Below are 14,262 nucleotides of genomic sequence, written 5' to 3'. Positions count from 1 at the left end.
GGCCTGTAAGCCTTGCATTGCCCTGGCTGACGCCTTCGCTGGCAAGCCAGCTCCTACACAAGCCCGCCGATCAACTGTCTAGAGCCTTGTATTTCTCGCGCAGGTGGTTACGGATCCATACCGCCGACAAGTTCAGGGTGGCGATCACCAGCACCAGCAGCAGCGCGGTGGCGTACACCAGCGGCCGCGCGGCCTCGACGTTGGGGCTCTGGAAGCCGACGTCGTAGATGTGGAAGCCCAGGTGCATGATCTTCTGGTCCAGGTGCAGGTACGGGTAGTTGCCGTCCACCGGCAGCGACGGCGCCAGTTTCACCACGCCCACCAGCATCAACGGGGCCACTTCACCGGCGGCGCGGGCCACCGCGAGGATCATCCCGGTCATCATCGCCGGGCTGGCCATCGGCAGCACGATCTTCCACAGGGTCTCGGCCTTGGTCGCGCCCAGGGCCAGGGAGCCCTCGCGCACGGTGCGGGGAATCCGCGCCAGGCCTTCTTCGGTGGCCACGATCACCACCGGCACTGCCAGCAGCGCCAGGGTCAGCGAGGCCCACAGCAAGCCCGGAGTACCGAAGGTCGGCGCCGGCAGGGCCTCGGGGAAGAACAGCCGGTCCAGCGAGCCGCCCAGCACATAGACGAAGAAGCCCAGGCCGAACACGCCATAGACGATGGCCGGAACCCCCGCCAGGTTGTTCACGGCGATGCGGATCACCCGGGTCAGGGCGTTCTGCTTGGCGTATTCACGCAGGTAGACCGCCGCCAGCACGCCGAACGGGGTGACGATCATGGCCATGATCAGGGTCATCATCACGGTGCCGAAGATCGCCGGGAAAATCCCGCCTTCGGTGTTGGCTTCACGGGGGTCGTCGCTGAGGAATTCCCAGACCTTGCTGAAATAGAAACCGATCTTGGTGAAGGTGCCCATGGCGTTCGGCTGATAGGCGTGCACCACCTTGCCCAGGCCGATTTCCACTTCCTTGCCGTTGGCATCGCGGGCGGTCAGGCTGTCGCGGTTGAACTGCGCGTGCAACTCACTCAGGCGCGCCTCGACTTCCTGGTAGCGGGCGTTGAGTTCGGCGCGCTCGGCGTCCATATCGGCCTGGGCCGCGGCGTTCATCTTGCCGTCCAGCTCCAGCTTGCGACCGTGCAGGCGGATGCGCTCCAGGCCGGCGTTGATCGCGCCGATATCGCTCTTCTCCAGGCTCTTGAGCTGGGCTGCGAGCTTGTTCACCCGGTCGATCCGCGCTTGCAGCTCGGGCCAGGCGGCTTCGCCCTCGGCCACCACCTTGCCGCCTTCCTTGACGTTCACCAGGTAGCCATAGAAGTTGCCCCACTCACGGCGCTCGATAGCCATCAGCTCCTTGGGGTAGCTCTGGTTGGTCAGCCACTCGCCGACGATCCAGGTGAAGTCGTTGCCGTTCAGGTCACGGTTGCCGACCTTGATCAGCTCCCGGGTCATGAACTCCGGGCCCTGGTCGGGCACCGGCAGGCCGGCGCTCTTCAGGCGTGCCCGGGGCACTTCTTCCTTCTGTACCACTTCACCAACCACCAGGTGGTTGGCCTGGCCCGGCACGTCGTAGCTGGCATGCACCAGGTCGGCCGGCCAGAAGTGGCCGAGGCCGCGCACGGCGATCACCGCCAGCAGGCCGATGGTCATGATGACCGCGAGGGACACCGCGCCACCGCTGATCCAGACGCCCGGGGCGCCGCTCTTGAACCAGTCTTTTAGGGAGTTCTGTTTCACAGACTTCTACCTTCTCAAAGCGACGAGTATTTCTTGCGCAGACGCTGACGGATCAGCTCGGCGAGGGTGTTCATGACGAAGGTGAACAGCAGCAGCACCAGCGCCGAGAGGAACAGCACGCGGTAGTGGCTGCCGCCGACTTCCGACTCGGGCATTTCCACCGCGACGTTGGCCGCCAGGGTGCGCAGGCCTTCGAACAGGTTCATTTCCATGACCGGGGTGTTGCCGGTGGCCATCAGCACGATCATGGTCTCGCCCACGGCGCGGCCCATGCCGATCATCAGCGCCGAGAAGATCCCCGGGCTGGCGGTGAGGATCACCACCCGGGTCATGGTCTGCCACGGCGTGGCGCCCAGGGCCAGGGAGCCCAGGGTCAGGCCGCGGGGCACGCTGAACACGGCGTCCTCGGCGATCGAGTAGATGTTCGGGATCACCGCAAAACCCATGGCCAGGCCCACCACCAGTGCGTTGCGCTGGTCGTAGGTGATGCCCAGGTCGTGGGAGATCCACATGCGCATGTCACCGCCGAAGAACCAGTTCTCCATGAACGGGCTCATGTACAGCGAGAGGAAGCCCACCAGGATGATCACCGGGATCAGGATCGCGCTTTCCCAGCCATCCGGCACCTTCAGGCGCAGGGACTCGGGCAGGCGGCTCCAGGCGAAACCGGCCACCAGGATGCCGATCGGCAACAGGATCAGCAGGCTGAAGATGCCCGGCAAATGGCCTTCGACATAGGGCGCGAGGAACAGGCCGGCGAAGAAACCGAGGATCACCGTCGGCATCGCTTCCATCAGCTCGATCACCGGCTTGACCTTGCGGCGCATGCCCGGGGCCATGAAGTAGGCGGTGTAGATGGCCGCGGCCACCGCCAGCGGCGCCGCCAGCAACATGGCGTAGAACGCAGCCTTCAGGGTGCCGAAGGTCAGGGGCGAAAGGCTCAGCTTGGGTTCGAAATCGGTGTTGGCCGCGGTGGATTGCCAGACGTATTTAGGCTCGTCGTAGTTCTCGTACCAGACCTTGCTCCACAGCGCGCTCCAGGACACTTCCGGGTGCGGGTTGTCGAGCAGCAGCGGTTGCAGCTTGCCACCGGCCTCGACAATCACCCGGTTGGCCCGTGGCGACAGGCCGAACAGGCCCTGGCCGTCCACCACCTGGTCCACCAGCAGGGTGCGGTGCGCGGTGCTGTGGAACACCCCGAGCTTGCCGGCGGCGTCCAGCGCGACAAAGCCCTTGCGGCGCTCTTCGGCGGTGATTTCGACGATAGGCGCGGTGCCCATCTGGAAGGTGCGGATCTGCTTCAGGCGCAGCTCGCCGTCCGGGTCGCGGGCCATGAACCACTGGGCCAGGCCGCCCTTGGACGTACCGATGATCAGCGAGATGCCGCCCACCAGCTGGGTGCTGGCGGTGACTTCGGTATTGGCGTCTTCCAGCAGTTTGTAGCGGCCGTTGAGGCTCTTGTCCCGCAGGCTGAACACATCGGCCTGGGCCCGGCCATTGATCACATACAGCCATTGCTGGCGCGGATCGATGTACATGGCCTTGACCGGCTCGGTCATCTGCGGCAGCTCGATGCGGCTCTGCTCGCTGGTGACTTCACCGGTCATCATGTTTTCTTCGCGGGTCAGCTTCAGCACATGCAGCTGCGCACCGCTGGAACCGGCGACGATCAACGACGAATCGGTGGCATTGAGGTTCACATGCTCCAGCGCCCCGCCCTGCTCGTTGAGGCTGATGGGCGCTTCGCCGTAGGGGTACTCGATGGCCGGCGAGATGGTCTTCTTGCCGTCCGGGTAGCTGACCTTGTAGGTGTGGCGGAACACCAGGGCCTGGCCATTGGACAGGCCCACCACCACCAGCGGATTGCCGGGCTGGTCCTTGCCGATGGCAGTGACACTGGCGCCTGCGGGGATCGGCAGGTCGACCTTGCGCAGCTCGGTGCCGTTGTCGATGTCGAAGAACAGCGCCTGGCCCTTGTCGGAAACCCGCATGCCGACCTGGTTCTGCTCTTCCAGAGAGAACATCAGCGGCTTGCCGGCGTCCTGCATCCAGGCGGGGGTCAGCGGGTCCTTGGCGGTGAGTTCGGCCCCCTGGAACAGCGGCGCGACTACATAGGCGAGGAAGAAGAAGATCAGGGTGATCGCACCCAGTACGGCCAGGCCGCCCACCAGGACGTACCAGCGGGTCAGGCGGTCTTTGAGCGCGCGAATGCGCCGCTTGCGTTGCAGCTCAGGCGTATTGAAATCAATGCGCTTGGGGGGAGAAGTCGTAGTCATGGTGGAGTTGGCCAGATCATTCATGCGCACACCCTAGCGATCCTGTATGACAGAAAGATGACAATGCAGTGACGCAACAAATCCGCCGCCTAGCGAGGCTGGCAGCGAATCGGAAATTGGGGGGTGTAGGAACGAGCCAGCTCGCGAATCGAGGGCGAATCCGACGCAGCCTGTGGGCCTGGGAGATCGCCATCGCGAGCAAGCTCGCTCCTACAGAGCCCGGGTCAAACCCGGGCCTAAGGTATTACTTCTTAGCGACGTTGCCGCTTTCCTGCAGACCCAGGTCAGCCAGGGCCTTGGCGGCCACCTTGGCTGGCAGCGGGATGTAGCCGTCTTTCACTACCACTTCCTGGCCTTGTTTCGACAGGACCAGTTTCACGAACTCGGCTTCCAGCGGGGCCAGAGGCTTGTTCGGGGCCTTGTTGACGTAGACGTAAAGGAAGCGCGACAGCGGGTACTTGCCGTTCAGGGCGTTTTCTTCGGTGTCTTCGATGAAGTCGCTGCTGCCTTTCTTGGCCAGGGCCACGGTCTTCACGCTGGCGGTCTTGTAGCCGATGCCCGAGTAGCCGATGCCGTTCAGCGAGGAGCTGATGGACTGCACCACCGACGCCGAACCTGGCTGTTCGTTGACGTTAGGCTTGTAGTCGCCTTTGCACAGGGCTTCTTCCTTGAAGTAGCCGTAGGTGCCGGATACCGAGTTACGACCGAAGAGTTGCACTGGCTTGTTGGCCAGGTCGCCCTTCACGCCCAGGTCGCCCCAGGTCTTCACTTCTTCCTTGGCGCCGCACAGACGAGTCGAGGAGAAAATCGCGTCGACCTGCTCCATGGTCAGGTGCTGGATCGGGTTGTCCTTGTGCACGAACACTGCCAGGGCGTCCACGGCCACCGGGATAGCGGTTGGCTTGTAGCCGTACTTCTGCTCGAAGGCCGCCAGTTCGGTGTCCTTCATCTTGCGGCTCATAGGGCCCAGGTTGGAGGTGCCTTCGGTCAGCGCGGGTGGCGCGGTGGCGGAGCCGGCGGCCTGAATCTGGATGTTGACGTTCGGGTATTCTTTTTTGTAGTTCTCGGCCCACAGGGTCATCAGGTTCGCCAAGGTATCGGAACCGACGCTGGACAGGTTGCCCGACACACCAGTGGTCTTGGTGTAGCTCGGGATAGCAGGGTCAACAGCGGCAACCGCGTGGGCAGTCGCAACGCCAGCGGCGACAAAGGTCATTGCCGCCATCAAACGCTTCAGTTTCATGCCTTACTCCTAGCAGATAGGGTGTGTTAAGTCGGGGCCAAGTATCTGTAGGCCGTGTGAACACTCTATGTCCGGAATATGACAATTAGATGAAAGGCCAGCATTCCTTGAAGGCAGGCTGGCCTGGGTTCGATGTGCGGCGAAACCCCTTGCGGGCCGGGCCCTCAGCGGCCCTTCTTCCACAGGTACAGGCCAACCAGCAGGCCGATGCCGCAAATAATCGCAACATAATAGGCCGGGCCCATGGGGCTTTCCTTGAGCAGCCAGGTCACCACCATGGGCGTCAGGCCGCCGAAGATGGCGTACGCCAGGTTGTAGGAAAACGACAGGCCACTGAAGCGCACCACGGCCGGGAAGGCCTTGACCATCACATAGGGCACCGCGCCGATGGTGCCGACGAACAGGCCGGTCAGGGCATACATCGGGAACAGCCACTGCGGGTTGTCCTGCAGGCCGTGATAGAAGGTCCAGGAGGTGGCCAGCAGCAAGGCGCTGCCGAAGACGAACACCTTGCCGGCGCCGAAACGGTCCGCCAGCACCCCGGAAATCACGCAGCCCAGGCTCAGGAACACGATGGCCAGGCTGTTGGCCTCAAGGGCGGTGATGGCCGGGAATTTGTACACGGTCTGCAGCACTGTCGGGGTCATCAGGATCACCACGATGATCCCGGCCGACAGCAGCCAGGTCAGCAGCATGGAAATCACGATAGCGCCGCGGTGGTCACGCAGCACTGCCCGCAGCGGCAGCTCTTCGGCCAGGGCCTTGCGCAATTGCAGCTCGGCGAACACCGGGGTTTCGTGCAGCAGGCGCCGCAGGTACACCGAGAACAGGCCGAACACCCCGCCCAGCAGGAACGGGATCCGCCAGGCGTAGTCCGCCACTTCCACCGGGGAATAGATGCTGTTGATTGCGGTAGCCACCAGCGAGCCCAGGAGAATGCCGGCGGTCAGGCCGGACGTCAGGGTGCCGCAGGCATAGCCGATATGCCGCTGGGGCACGTGCTCGGAAACGAACACCCAGGCCCCGGGCACCTCGCCACCGATGGCCGCGCCCTGGATCACCCGCATCACCAGCAGCAGGATCGGCGCCCACAGGCCAATCTGCGCGTAGGTGGGCAACAGGCCCATGATCAGGGTCGGCACCGCCATCATGAAGATGCTCAGGGTGAACATCTTCTTGCGCCCCAGCAGGTCGCCGAAGTGCGCCATCACGATCCCCCCCAGGGGCCGCGCCAGGTAGCCGGCGGCGAAGATGCCGAAGGTCTGCATCAGGCGCAGCCACTCGGGCATGTCCGCGGGGAAGAACAGCTTGCCGACCACAGTGGCGAAGAATACGAAAATGATGAAATCGTAGAATTCCAGCGCACCGCCCAGGGCAGACAGCGACAGAGTCTTGTAATCACTACGGGTCAGCGGACGGGCGGGCTGCGCAGATTGCGCGGCGCTCGAGGGCACAGTGGTCATGGCAAGGGCTTCTCTTATTAGTCGGTTCTGGAAGCCGCAACAGCGCTGGTTGGGGCCTGGCAGGTTCGGCACGATAGCAAATTGTTCGAAGCGGTATACAGCGCCACACAAATGACGCACAAATTTGCGAACTCGGTGGGTCGTCGCGGAGTCTATCGACCGATATACTCGCAGGCCTCGGAGCGCAAAGCCGTTCCTGGCAAGGGTTGCTGTGCGATGCAGAGTTTCCCTAGAGCCCGCCTTAGAAAGAACGTGACGAACGCGGTATGTTCGGGCTGAATCGTTTTTCCTGAAGACGGCTATTCACCTGAAGTACTCATGAAGCGTCACGGGTCAGAGGCCCCCCGGCATGATAGAACTCGAACAAGAAGACCCCATCCCGCAAGGCGACCTGGCCCTGCAAATCACCGCATTGCCCCGTGAAACCAACGGCTTTGGCGATATTTTCGGCGGCTGGCTGGTGGCCCAGATGGACCTGGCGGGCACCGCCATGGCCAGCCGTGTCGCCGGTGGCCGGGTGGCCACGGTGGCCATCGACCGCATGGCCTTCCTGGTGCCGGTGGCGGTGGGCGCGCAACTGTCCTTCTATACCCAGACCCTGGAAATCGGCCGCAGCTCGATCCAGATGATGGTGGAAGTGTGGAGCGACGACCCGTTGTCCAGCGAATGGCGCAAGGTCACCGAAGCGGTATTCGTGTTCGTCGCCATCGATGGCAGCGGCCGCACCCGCTCGGTACCGCCCCGGGCACGTTGAACCCGGCGCTCACGCCCCAAGCCTACTGAACGAGAACAGCAGCATGCCCACGCCCCACGTTGAAACGCTGAAACTGGACGAACTGAACTGCTGGCGCATCCGCCACGGTGAAGCCGAACTGCTGCTGGCCCAACAGGGCGCGCATATCCTCAGTTATCAGGTGGCCGGGCAACAGCCGCTGATCTGGCTCAACGACGAGGCGGTGTTCAAGACCGGCAAGAATATCCGCGCCGGTGTACCGGTGTGCTGGCCCTGGTTTGGCAACCTGGCGCGCAACCCGCACAGCGTGCAGGCCATGCGCCAGAGCGCCGAGCCGGCACCGGCCCACGGCCTGGTACGGGCCGCCGACTGGCAACTGCAAGGCATCGAAAGCGAAGGCGACAGCCTGCTGGTGCAACTGCGCCTGCCCTGCCCCGCTGGCGGCTTTCCCGGCTGGCCGCACCAGGTAGAACCGAGCCTGAGCATCCGCCTCGACGAGCAACTGCATATCAGCCTCACCAGCCATAACCTGGGCAATGAAAGCGTCAGCATCAGCCAGGCGTTGCACAGCTACTTCGCGGTCAGCGATGTGCGCCAGGTGCAGGTCGAGGGCCTGGACGGGCTGAACTACATCGAGACCCTGGAAGACTGGAAGACCAAGGTCCAGGCCGGCAACCTGCACTTCGCCGGGGAAACCGACCGCATCTACCTGGATGTTCCCGAGCAGTTGGAGATCGTCGACCCGGACTGGCAACGGCGGATTCGCCTGACCAGCGCCGGTTCGCGCACCGCGGTGATCTGGAACCCCTGGATCGACCGCGCCGCCCAGTTCAGCGACATGGCCGACGATGGCTGGCAGCGCATGCTGTGCATCGAGACCGCCAACGTGCTGGACGACGTCGTCACCCTGGCCCCGGGCGCCCGTCACACCCTGAGCGTGAGCATCAGCGCCACCCCGCTCTAACGGTGGCGAGGGAGCTTGCTCCCGCTCGGACGCGTAGCGGTCGTAAACCCTGAGTCCACGGATCATCTGTTGGAACGCATGGGTCGCCATTGGGGCCGCTGCGCGACCCAGCGGGAGCAAGCTCCCTCACCACAACAGCCCCCCTAGCCCCAAACTCCTGGCTGATCCTGCCTGTCGCGATTACAGGTCCGAATCCTCGACCACCCGCACCTTCGCCGCATCCAGGGCATAGGCCGCATCGGCCAGGTCATTGTTGACCGTCTCGATCTTCAGGGTGCCGGTCACCCACAGCGGCGTGTAGATATCGTCCAGCTTCAAGCCCTTGGGAAAACGCACCAGCACCAACTGGTTGGGCGGCGGTGGCGGTACGTGGATGCAGGCGCCCGGGTACGGCACCAGGAAGAACAGCGTGCTGCGGCCCTTGGCATCGGCCTCCAGCGGCACCGGATAACCACCGAGGCGGATCTGCTTGCCGTTCATGGCCGCCACCGTCTTGGTGGAATACATCACCGCCGGCAAGCCCTTGCTCTGCTTCAGGCCACCCTTGGCGGTGAAGGTGCCATTGGCTTCGGGGGAGTTGTGGTCGATTTCCGGCATCTGCTCCAGGGCCTTCTGGTCCGACTTGGGCATCAGCTCCAGCCAATCGGTTTCCGGCAGCTCGGCAGCCTGGGCCAGGCTGCAGCCCAGCAGAACGAGGGTCAATAAAAGACGACGCATGAGGGTGGGGCTCGGTCAAAAAGGAAGGACGGACAAACCCCGGCATTCTAGTGCCCAAGGCGTGGTCAGGGTTGAAGTTTCAGATGAAGAAAATGGCTCCCCTCCACCCGGGCGGCGGAGGGGGCTTGGAGCAGGGCTCAGCTCTTCTTGACGAAGCCGTAGATCACCAGCAGGACGATCGCGCCCACCAGCGCGCCGATGAAACCGGCACCCTGACCCGCGTGATAGATACCCAGCGCCTGACCGCCATAAGTGGCGGCGAAGGAGCCGGCGATACCCAGCAGGATGGTCATGATCCAGCCCATGCTGTCGTCTCCCGGCTTGAGGAAACGCGCCAGCAGACCAACGATCAAGCCGATGAAAATGGTTCCGAGAATGCCCATGGCTGTTCCTCTGAAAAGGGGGGATCAAGCCAAAGCCTAGTCAGCGCCTTGGCATCCTGCTATCAGAGAACGGCGGGAAACGAAGGTTCCCGCCAGCCGGTGGATTTGTTAGCGGGAGATCAGTGCTTCGACCTTGCCGATCTGCACTTGCAGGGTCGCCTGGTCGGCGCAGCGCAGGTTGGCGTGACCGACCTTGCGCCCGACCTTGAAGGCCTTGCCGTAGTGATGCAGGTGGCAGTCGTCGATGGCGATCACCTGATCCACCGGCGGCACTTCACCGATGAAGTTGATCATGGCGCTCTCGCCCACCTTGGCGGTGGAACCCAGGGGCAGGCCGGCGACCGCCCGCAGGTGGTTCTCGAACTGGCTGCACTCGGCGCCTTCGGTGGTCCAGTGCCCGGAGTTGTGCACCCGCGGCGCAATCTCGTTGGCCTTGAGGCCACCGTCCACTTCGAAGAACTCGAAGGCCATCACGCCCACGTAGTCCAGCTGCTTGAGCACGCGGCCCGAGTAATCCTCGGCCAGGGCCTGCAGCGGGTGATCGCTGCTGGCCACCGACAGGCGCAGGATGCCGCTGTCGTGGGTGTTGTGCACCAGCGGGTAGAAACGGGTTTCACCGTCACGGGCGCGCACGGCGATCAGCGAGACTTCGCCAGTGAAGGGCACGAAGCCTTCCAGCAGGCAAGGCACGCTGCCCAGCTCGGCAAAGGTGCCTGTCACGTCGGCGGCGCTGCGCAGCACTTTCTGGCCCTTGCCGTCGTAGCCCAGGGTGCGGGTCTTGAGCACGGCCGGCAGGCCGATACGGGCCACGGCGGCGTCGAGGTCGGCCTGGGACTGGATGTCGGCGAACTCAGGGGTGGGAATCCCCAGGTCCTTGAACATGCTCTTCTCGAACCAGCGATCACGGGCGATGCGCAGGGCTTCGGCACTCGGGTACACCGGCACGAACTGCGAGAGGAAGGCCACGGTTTCCGCCGGCACGCTCTCGAATTCGAAGGTCACCAGGTCCACCTCGTCGGCCAGCTGGCGCAGGTGGTCCTGGTCGCCGTAATCGGCCCGCAGGTGTTCACCCAGGGCAGCGGCGCAGGCATCAGGCGCCGGGTCGAGGAAAGCGAAGTTCATTCCCAGCGGAGTTCCCGCCAGGGCCAACATGCGGCCCAGCTGGCCGCCACCGATTACACCGATCTTCATCGTCAACAACCTCAGGCGACGCGTGGGTCTGGATTGTCCAGAACGCTGTCTGTCTGCTCAGCACGGAATTTTTTCAGCACTTCGTGGAACTGCGGGTGCTTGGCGCCCAGGATACTCGCCGAGAGCAGGGCCGCGTTGATCGCCCCGGCCTTGCCGATGGCCAGGGTAGCCACCGGGATGCCGGCCGGCATCTGCACGATGGACAGCAGCGAATCCACGCCCGAGAGCATCGACGACTGCACCGGCACGCCCAGCACCGGCAGGTGGGTCTTGGCCGCGCACATGCCCGGCAAGTGCGCCGCGCCGCCGGCACCGGCGATGATCACCTCGATGCCTCGCGCCTCAGCCTCTTCGGCGTACTGGAACAGCAGGTCCGGGGTGCGGTGTGCGGAAACCACCTTCACCTCGTAAGGGATGCCGAGCTTTTCCAGCATATCGGCGGTGTGGCTAAGGGTGGACCAATCGGACTTGGAGCCCATGATCACGCCAACCAGTGCACTCATCGTCGTGCCTCTTCTCTCTGGGCGCCCGCGGGCGCGTCAAAAACAACAAGCCACGCGAAATGCGTGGCTTGAATTGTACGAATTATGGCCAGGCGAACCGGCCGAAGGCCGCGCAGTATACCGAAAAAGCCGCGCGACACGCACTTTCGCCGACCATCTGTCGAACAAAGTATTTGCGGCGCAAAACCCCGGTTTTATTGACTCCGAGGTCAATCAAAACCCTCGCCACACCCCACCCGTAGGAGCTGGCTTGCCAGCGAAGAGGCCAGCCCTGCCCACCTCACCCAGGCCAACGCCTACGGTGCCCCGTTGCCTTGCGCCGCAGCCCCTTCCAGCTTGCGCCACAACAAACGCACGTTGGCCTTGCGCACCAGGGCGCAGCGGTACAGGCGTATCTCCAGCGGCACATGCCATTGCGCACCGCCACACACCACCAGTTCACCCCGGCCCAGCTCGGCGCGCACGCTCAGCTGCGGCACCCAGGCAATGCCCAGCCCTTCCAGGGCCATGCTCTTGAGGCTGTCGGCCATGGCGGTCTCATAGACAGTGGTGAAGCGCAGGTTGCGCTGGCGCAGCAACAGATTCACCGAACGGCCAAGGAAAGCCCCGGCACTGTAGGCCAGCAGTGGCACGCTGGCCTCGCCTTCCAGGTCGAACAGCGGCTTGCCCTGGGCATCGGCGGCGCACACCGGAAGCATCTCGGTGTGCCCCAGGTGCAGCGAGGGGAAGATTTCCGAGTCCATTTGCAGGGCCGCATCCGGGTCATAGAACGCCAGCATCAGGTCGCAACCGCCTTCGCGCAGGGCGTGCACCGCATCACCGACGTTGGTCGCCACCAGCCGCGTGGCGATGTTCAAGCCTTCGTTGCGCAGTTGCGCGATCCAGCGCGGGAAGAAGCCCAGCGCCAGGGAGTGGGCCGCCGCCACCTGCATCACCTCGCCCTGCCCGCCTTCCAGATGATGCAGGTGACGCACCACCTCGCCGAGCTGCTCGACCACGGTGCGCGCAGTCACCAGGAACAGCTGCCCCGCCGCGGTCAACTCCACCGGGGTGCGCGAGCGATTCACCAGGGTCAGGCCCAGGGCCGCCTCCAGGCTGCGGATGCGCCGGCTGAACGCCGGCTGGGTCACGAAGCGGCGCTCGGCAGCCTGGGAAAAACTGCGGGTGGCGGCCAAGGCACTGAAGTCCTCGAGCCATTTGCTTTCCAGATTCATCACGTCCTCCCGGGAACGCACCATTTTAGGTCACACGCTCGCCGGCAAAGCGGCGTCACACCGCCATTATGCCGAATATGCATAGGCCAGTGTTTAACAGCATTGGCCCAAAAATCCCCTTCAGCCTAGGATTCGCAGCGTTCCCGGCACAGACCGGGTCCCTACCGAGATGATCTCCGTCATGTCCTCCGCTGCATCTTTCCGCACCGAAAAAGACCTGCTTGGCGTACTCGAAGTACCTGCTCAAGCGTATTACGGCATCCAGACCCTGCGAGCGGTGAACAACTTCCGTCTCTCCGGCGTTCCGATTTCGCACTACCCAAAACTGGTCGTGGCCCTGGCAATGGTCAAGCAGGCAGCTGCTGACGCCAACCGCGAACTGGGTCATCTGAGCGAAGCCAAGCATGCAGCCATCAGCGAGGCCTGTGCCCGCCTGGTGCGCGGCGACTTCCACGAAGAATTCGTGGTGGACATGATTCAAGGCGGCGCTGGCACTTCAACCAACATGAATGCCAACGAAGTCATCGCCAACATCGCGCTGGAGGCCATGGGCCACAGCAAGGGCGAATACCAGTACCTGCACCCGAACAACGACGTGAACATGGCGCAGTCCACCAACGACGCCTACCCGACCGCGATCCGCCTGGGTCTGCTGCTGGGTCACGACGCGCTGCTGGCCAGCCTCGACAGCCTGATCCAGTCGTTCGCCGCCAAGGGTGAAGAATTCAGCCACGTCCTGAAGATGGGCCGTACCCAGCTGCAAGACGCCGTGCCCATGACCCTCGGTCAAGAATTCCGCGCCTTCGCCACCACCCTGAGCGAAGACCTGGCCCGCCTGAAAACCCTGGCCCCGGAAGTGCTGAGCGAAGTCAACCTGGGCGGCACCGCCATCGGCACCGGCATCAACGCCGACCCGCGCTACCAGGCCCTGGCCGTACAACGCCTGGCCACCATCAGCGGCCAGCCGCTGGTGCCAGCCGCCGACCTGATCGAAGCCACCTCCGACATGGGCGCCTTCGTACTGTTCTCCGGCATGCTCAAGCGCACCGCGGTCAAGCTGTCGAAGATCTGCAACGACCTGCGCCTGCTGTCCAGCGGCCCACGCACCGGCATCAACGAAATCAACCTGCCAGCGCGTCAGCCCGGCAGCTCGATCATGCCCGGCAAGGTCAACCCGGTAATCCCGGAAGCGGTCAACCAGGTGGCGTTCCAGATCATCGGCAACGACCTGGCCCTGACCATGGCCGCCGAAGGTGGCCAGCTGCAGCTGAACGTGATGGAGCCTTTGATCGCCTTCAAGATCTTCGACTCGATCCGCCTGCTGCAACGCGCCATGGACATGCTGCGCGAGCACTGCATCACCGGCATCACCGCCAACGAAGCCCGCTGCCGCGAACTGGTGGAGCACTCCATCGGCCTGGTGACCGCGCTGAACCCGTACATCGGCTATGAAAACGCCACCCGTATCGCCCGCATCGCCCTCGAAAGCGGCCGCGGCGTACTGGAACTGGTGCGCGAAGAAGGCCTGCTGGACGACGCCATGCTCGACGACATCCTGCGTCCGGAAAACATGATTGCCCCGCGCCTGGTTCCGCTGAAGGCGTAACAGGCGCAACACCGAAACATGCAACACCGCTCACCAGGTTGAGGGACTAGACACCTCTCACCTTTTGAGGGCTTGGAGATTCGTCTCCAGGCCCTTTTTTTTGGTTCTTCACGGAATCCCGGGAAACTCAGAAACAAAAACGCCGATTTGATAGATGATGTTCGTGCGAGCAAACAGATCTAAAAAACCGGCGTTCTTATGCGTGATATTAATACTTTCCTTCCTTTT

Annotated in this window: 12 protein-coding genes; 3 read left to right on the top strand and 9 right to left on the bottom strand. The window is 63.6% G+C overall.

What is annotated here, in order from left to right; genetic code table 11:
* Positions 1 to 70: 70 nt before the first annotated feature.
* The 4 genes from pstA to J4P02_RS29800 form a co-directional block, all read right to left on the bottom strand.
* Positions 71 to 1,741 (bottom strand): phosphate ABC transporter permease PstA, encoded by a 1,671-nt coding sequence (pstA, locus tag J4P02_RS29815; RefSeq protein ID WP_426197200.1) that lies wholly within the window; start codon positions 1,739 to 1,741, stop codon positions 71 to 73.
* Between the two features lie 14 nt (positions 1,742 to 1,755).
* Positions 1,756 to 3,789, bottom strand: coding sequence for an ABC transporter permease subunit (locus J4P02_RS29810; protein WP_426197258.1), 2,034 nt, complete (start codon positions 3,787 to 3,789; stop codon positions 1,756 to 1,758).
* 472 nt (positions 3,790 to 4,261) lie between these two features.
* The gene (locus tag J4P02_RS29805; RefSeq protein WP_426197198.1) at positions 4,262 to 5,260 is read right to left on the bottom strand and encodes a phosphate ABC transporter substrate-binding protein PstS; all 999 of its coding nucleotides are present in this window, start codon (positions 5,258 to 5,260) and stop codon (positions 4,262 to 4,264) included.
* A 164-nt stretch (positions 5,261 to 5,424) separates the two neighbouring features.
* Positions 5,425 to 6,723 (bottom strand): MFS transporter, encoded by a 1,299-nt coding sequence (locus J4P02_RS29800; protein ID WP_426197196.1) that lies wholly within the window; start codon positions 6,721 to 6,723, stop codon positions 5,425 to 5,427.
* 349 nt (positions 6,724 to 7,072) lie between these two features.
* Between J4P02_RS29800 and J4P02_RS29795 the strand changes: the two genes are divergently transcribed.
* Positions 7,073 to 7,477, top strand: a complete 405-nt coding sequence (locus J4P02_RS29795) for an acyl-CoA thioesterase (protein ID WP_003229628.1) — start codon at positions 7,073 to 7,075, stop codon at positions 7,475 to 7,477.
* A 43-nt stretch (positions 7,478 to 7,520) separates the two neighbouring features.
* Positions 7,521 to 8,420: a D-hexose-6-phosphate mutarotase gene (locus J4P02_RS29790; RefSeq protein ID WP_426197194.1), complete on the top strand. Its 900-nt coding sequence runs from the start codon at positions 7,521 to 7,523 to the stop codon at positions 8,418 to 8,420.
* A 180-nt stretch (positions 8,421 to 8,600) separates the two neighbouring features.
* Here J4P02_RS29790 and J4P02_RS29785 read toward each other — a convergent pair whose 3' ends face one another.
* The 5 genes from J4P02_RS29785 to J4P02_RS29765 form a co-directional block, all read right to left on the bottom strand.
* Entirely contained in the window at positions 8,601 to 9,137 is a 537-nt protein-coding gene (locus J4P02_RS29785) for a DUF3299 domain-containing protein (protein ID WP_426197192.1), read from the bottom strand.
* Positions 9,138 to 9,274: 137 nt separating this feature from the next.
* Complete coding sequence (locus tag J4P02_RS29780) at positions 9,275 to 9,520, bottom strand: GlsB/YeaQ/YmgE family stress response membrane protein (RefSeq protein ID WP_426197190.1); 246 nt, start codon at positions 9,518 to 9,520, stop codon at positions 9,275 to 9,277.
* 108 nt (positions 9,521 to 9,628) lie between these two features.
* Complete coding sequence (locus tag J4P02_RS29775; protein ID WP_426197188.1) at positions 9,629 to 10,711, bottom strand: 5-(carboxyamino)imidazole ribonucleotide synthase; 1,083 nt, start codon at positions 10,709 to 10,711, stop codon at positions 9,629 to 9,631.
* A gap of 11 nt (positions 10,712 to 10,722) precedes the next feature.
* Positions 10,723 to 11,214, bottom strand: coding sequence for a 5-(carboxyamino)imidazole ribonucleotide mutase (purE, locus tag J4P02_RS29770; RefSeq protein WP_426197185.1), 492 nt, complete (start codon positions 11,212 to 11,214; stop codon positions 10,723 to 10,725).
* Positions 11,215 to 11,510: 296 nt separating this feature from the next.
* Entirely contained in the window at positions 11,511 to 12,428 is a 918-nt protein-coding gene (locus J4P02_RS29765) for a LysR substrate-binding domain-containing protein (protein WP_426197182.1), read from the bottom strand.
* A gap of 181 nt (positions 12,429 to 12,609) precedes the next feature.
* Between J4P02_RS29765 and aspA the strand changes: the two genes are divergently transcribed.
* Positions 12,610 to 14,034 carry an aspartate ammonia-lyase gene (aspA, locus tag J4P02_RS29760; RefSeq protein WP_426197180.1) on the top strand — a complete coding sequence of 475 codons (1,425 nt, stop codon included), beginning with the start codon at positions 12,610 to 12,612 and terminating at the stop codon, positions 14,032 to 14,034.
* Positions 14,035 to 14,262: the final 228 nt, after the last annotated feature.

The sequence above is a fragment of the Pseudomonas sp. NFXW11 genome, from assembly GCF_049887815.1.
In the GTDB taxonomy this organism is placed as follows: domain Bacteria; phylum Pseudomonadota; class Gammaproteobacteria; order Pseudomonadales; family Pseudomonadaceae; genus Aquipseudomonas.
Note: the sequence above shows the minus strand (reverse complement) of the source record. Positions and strands in the feature narration are given on the sequence as shown.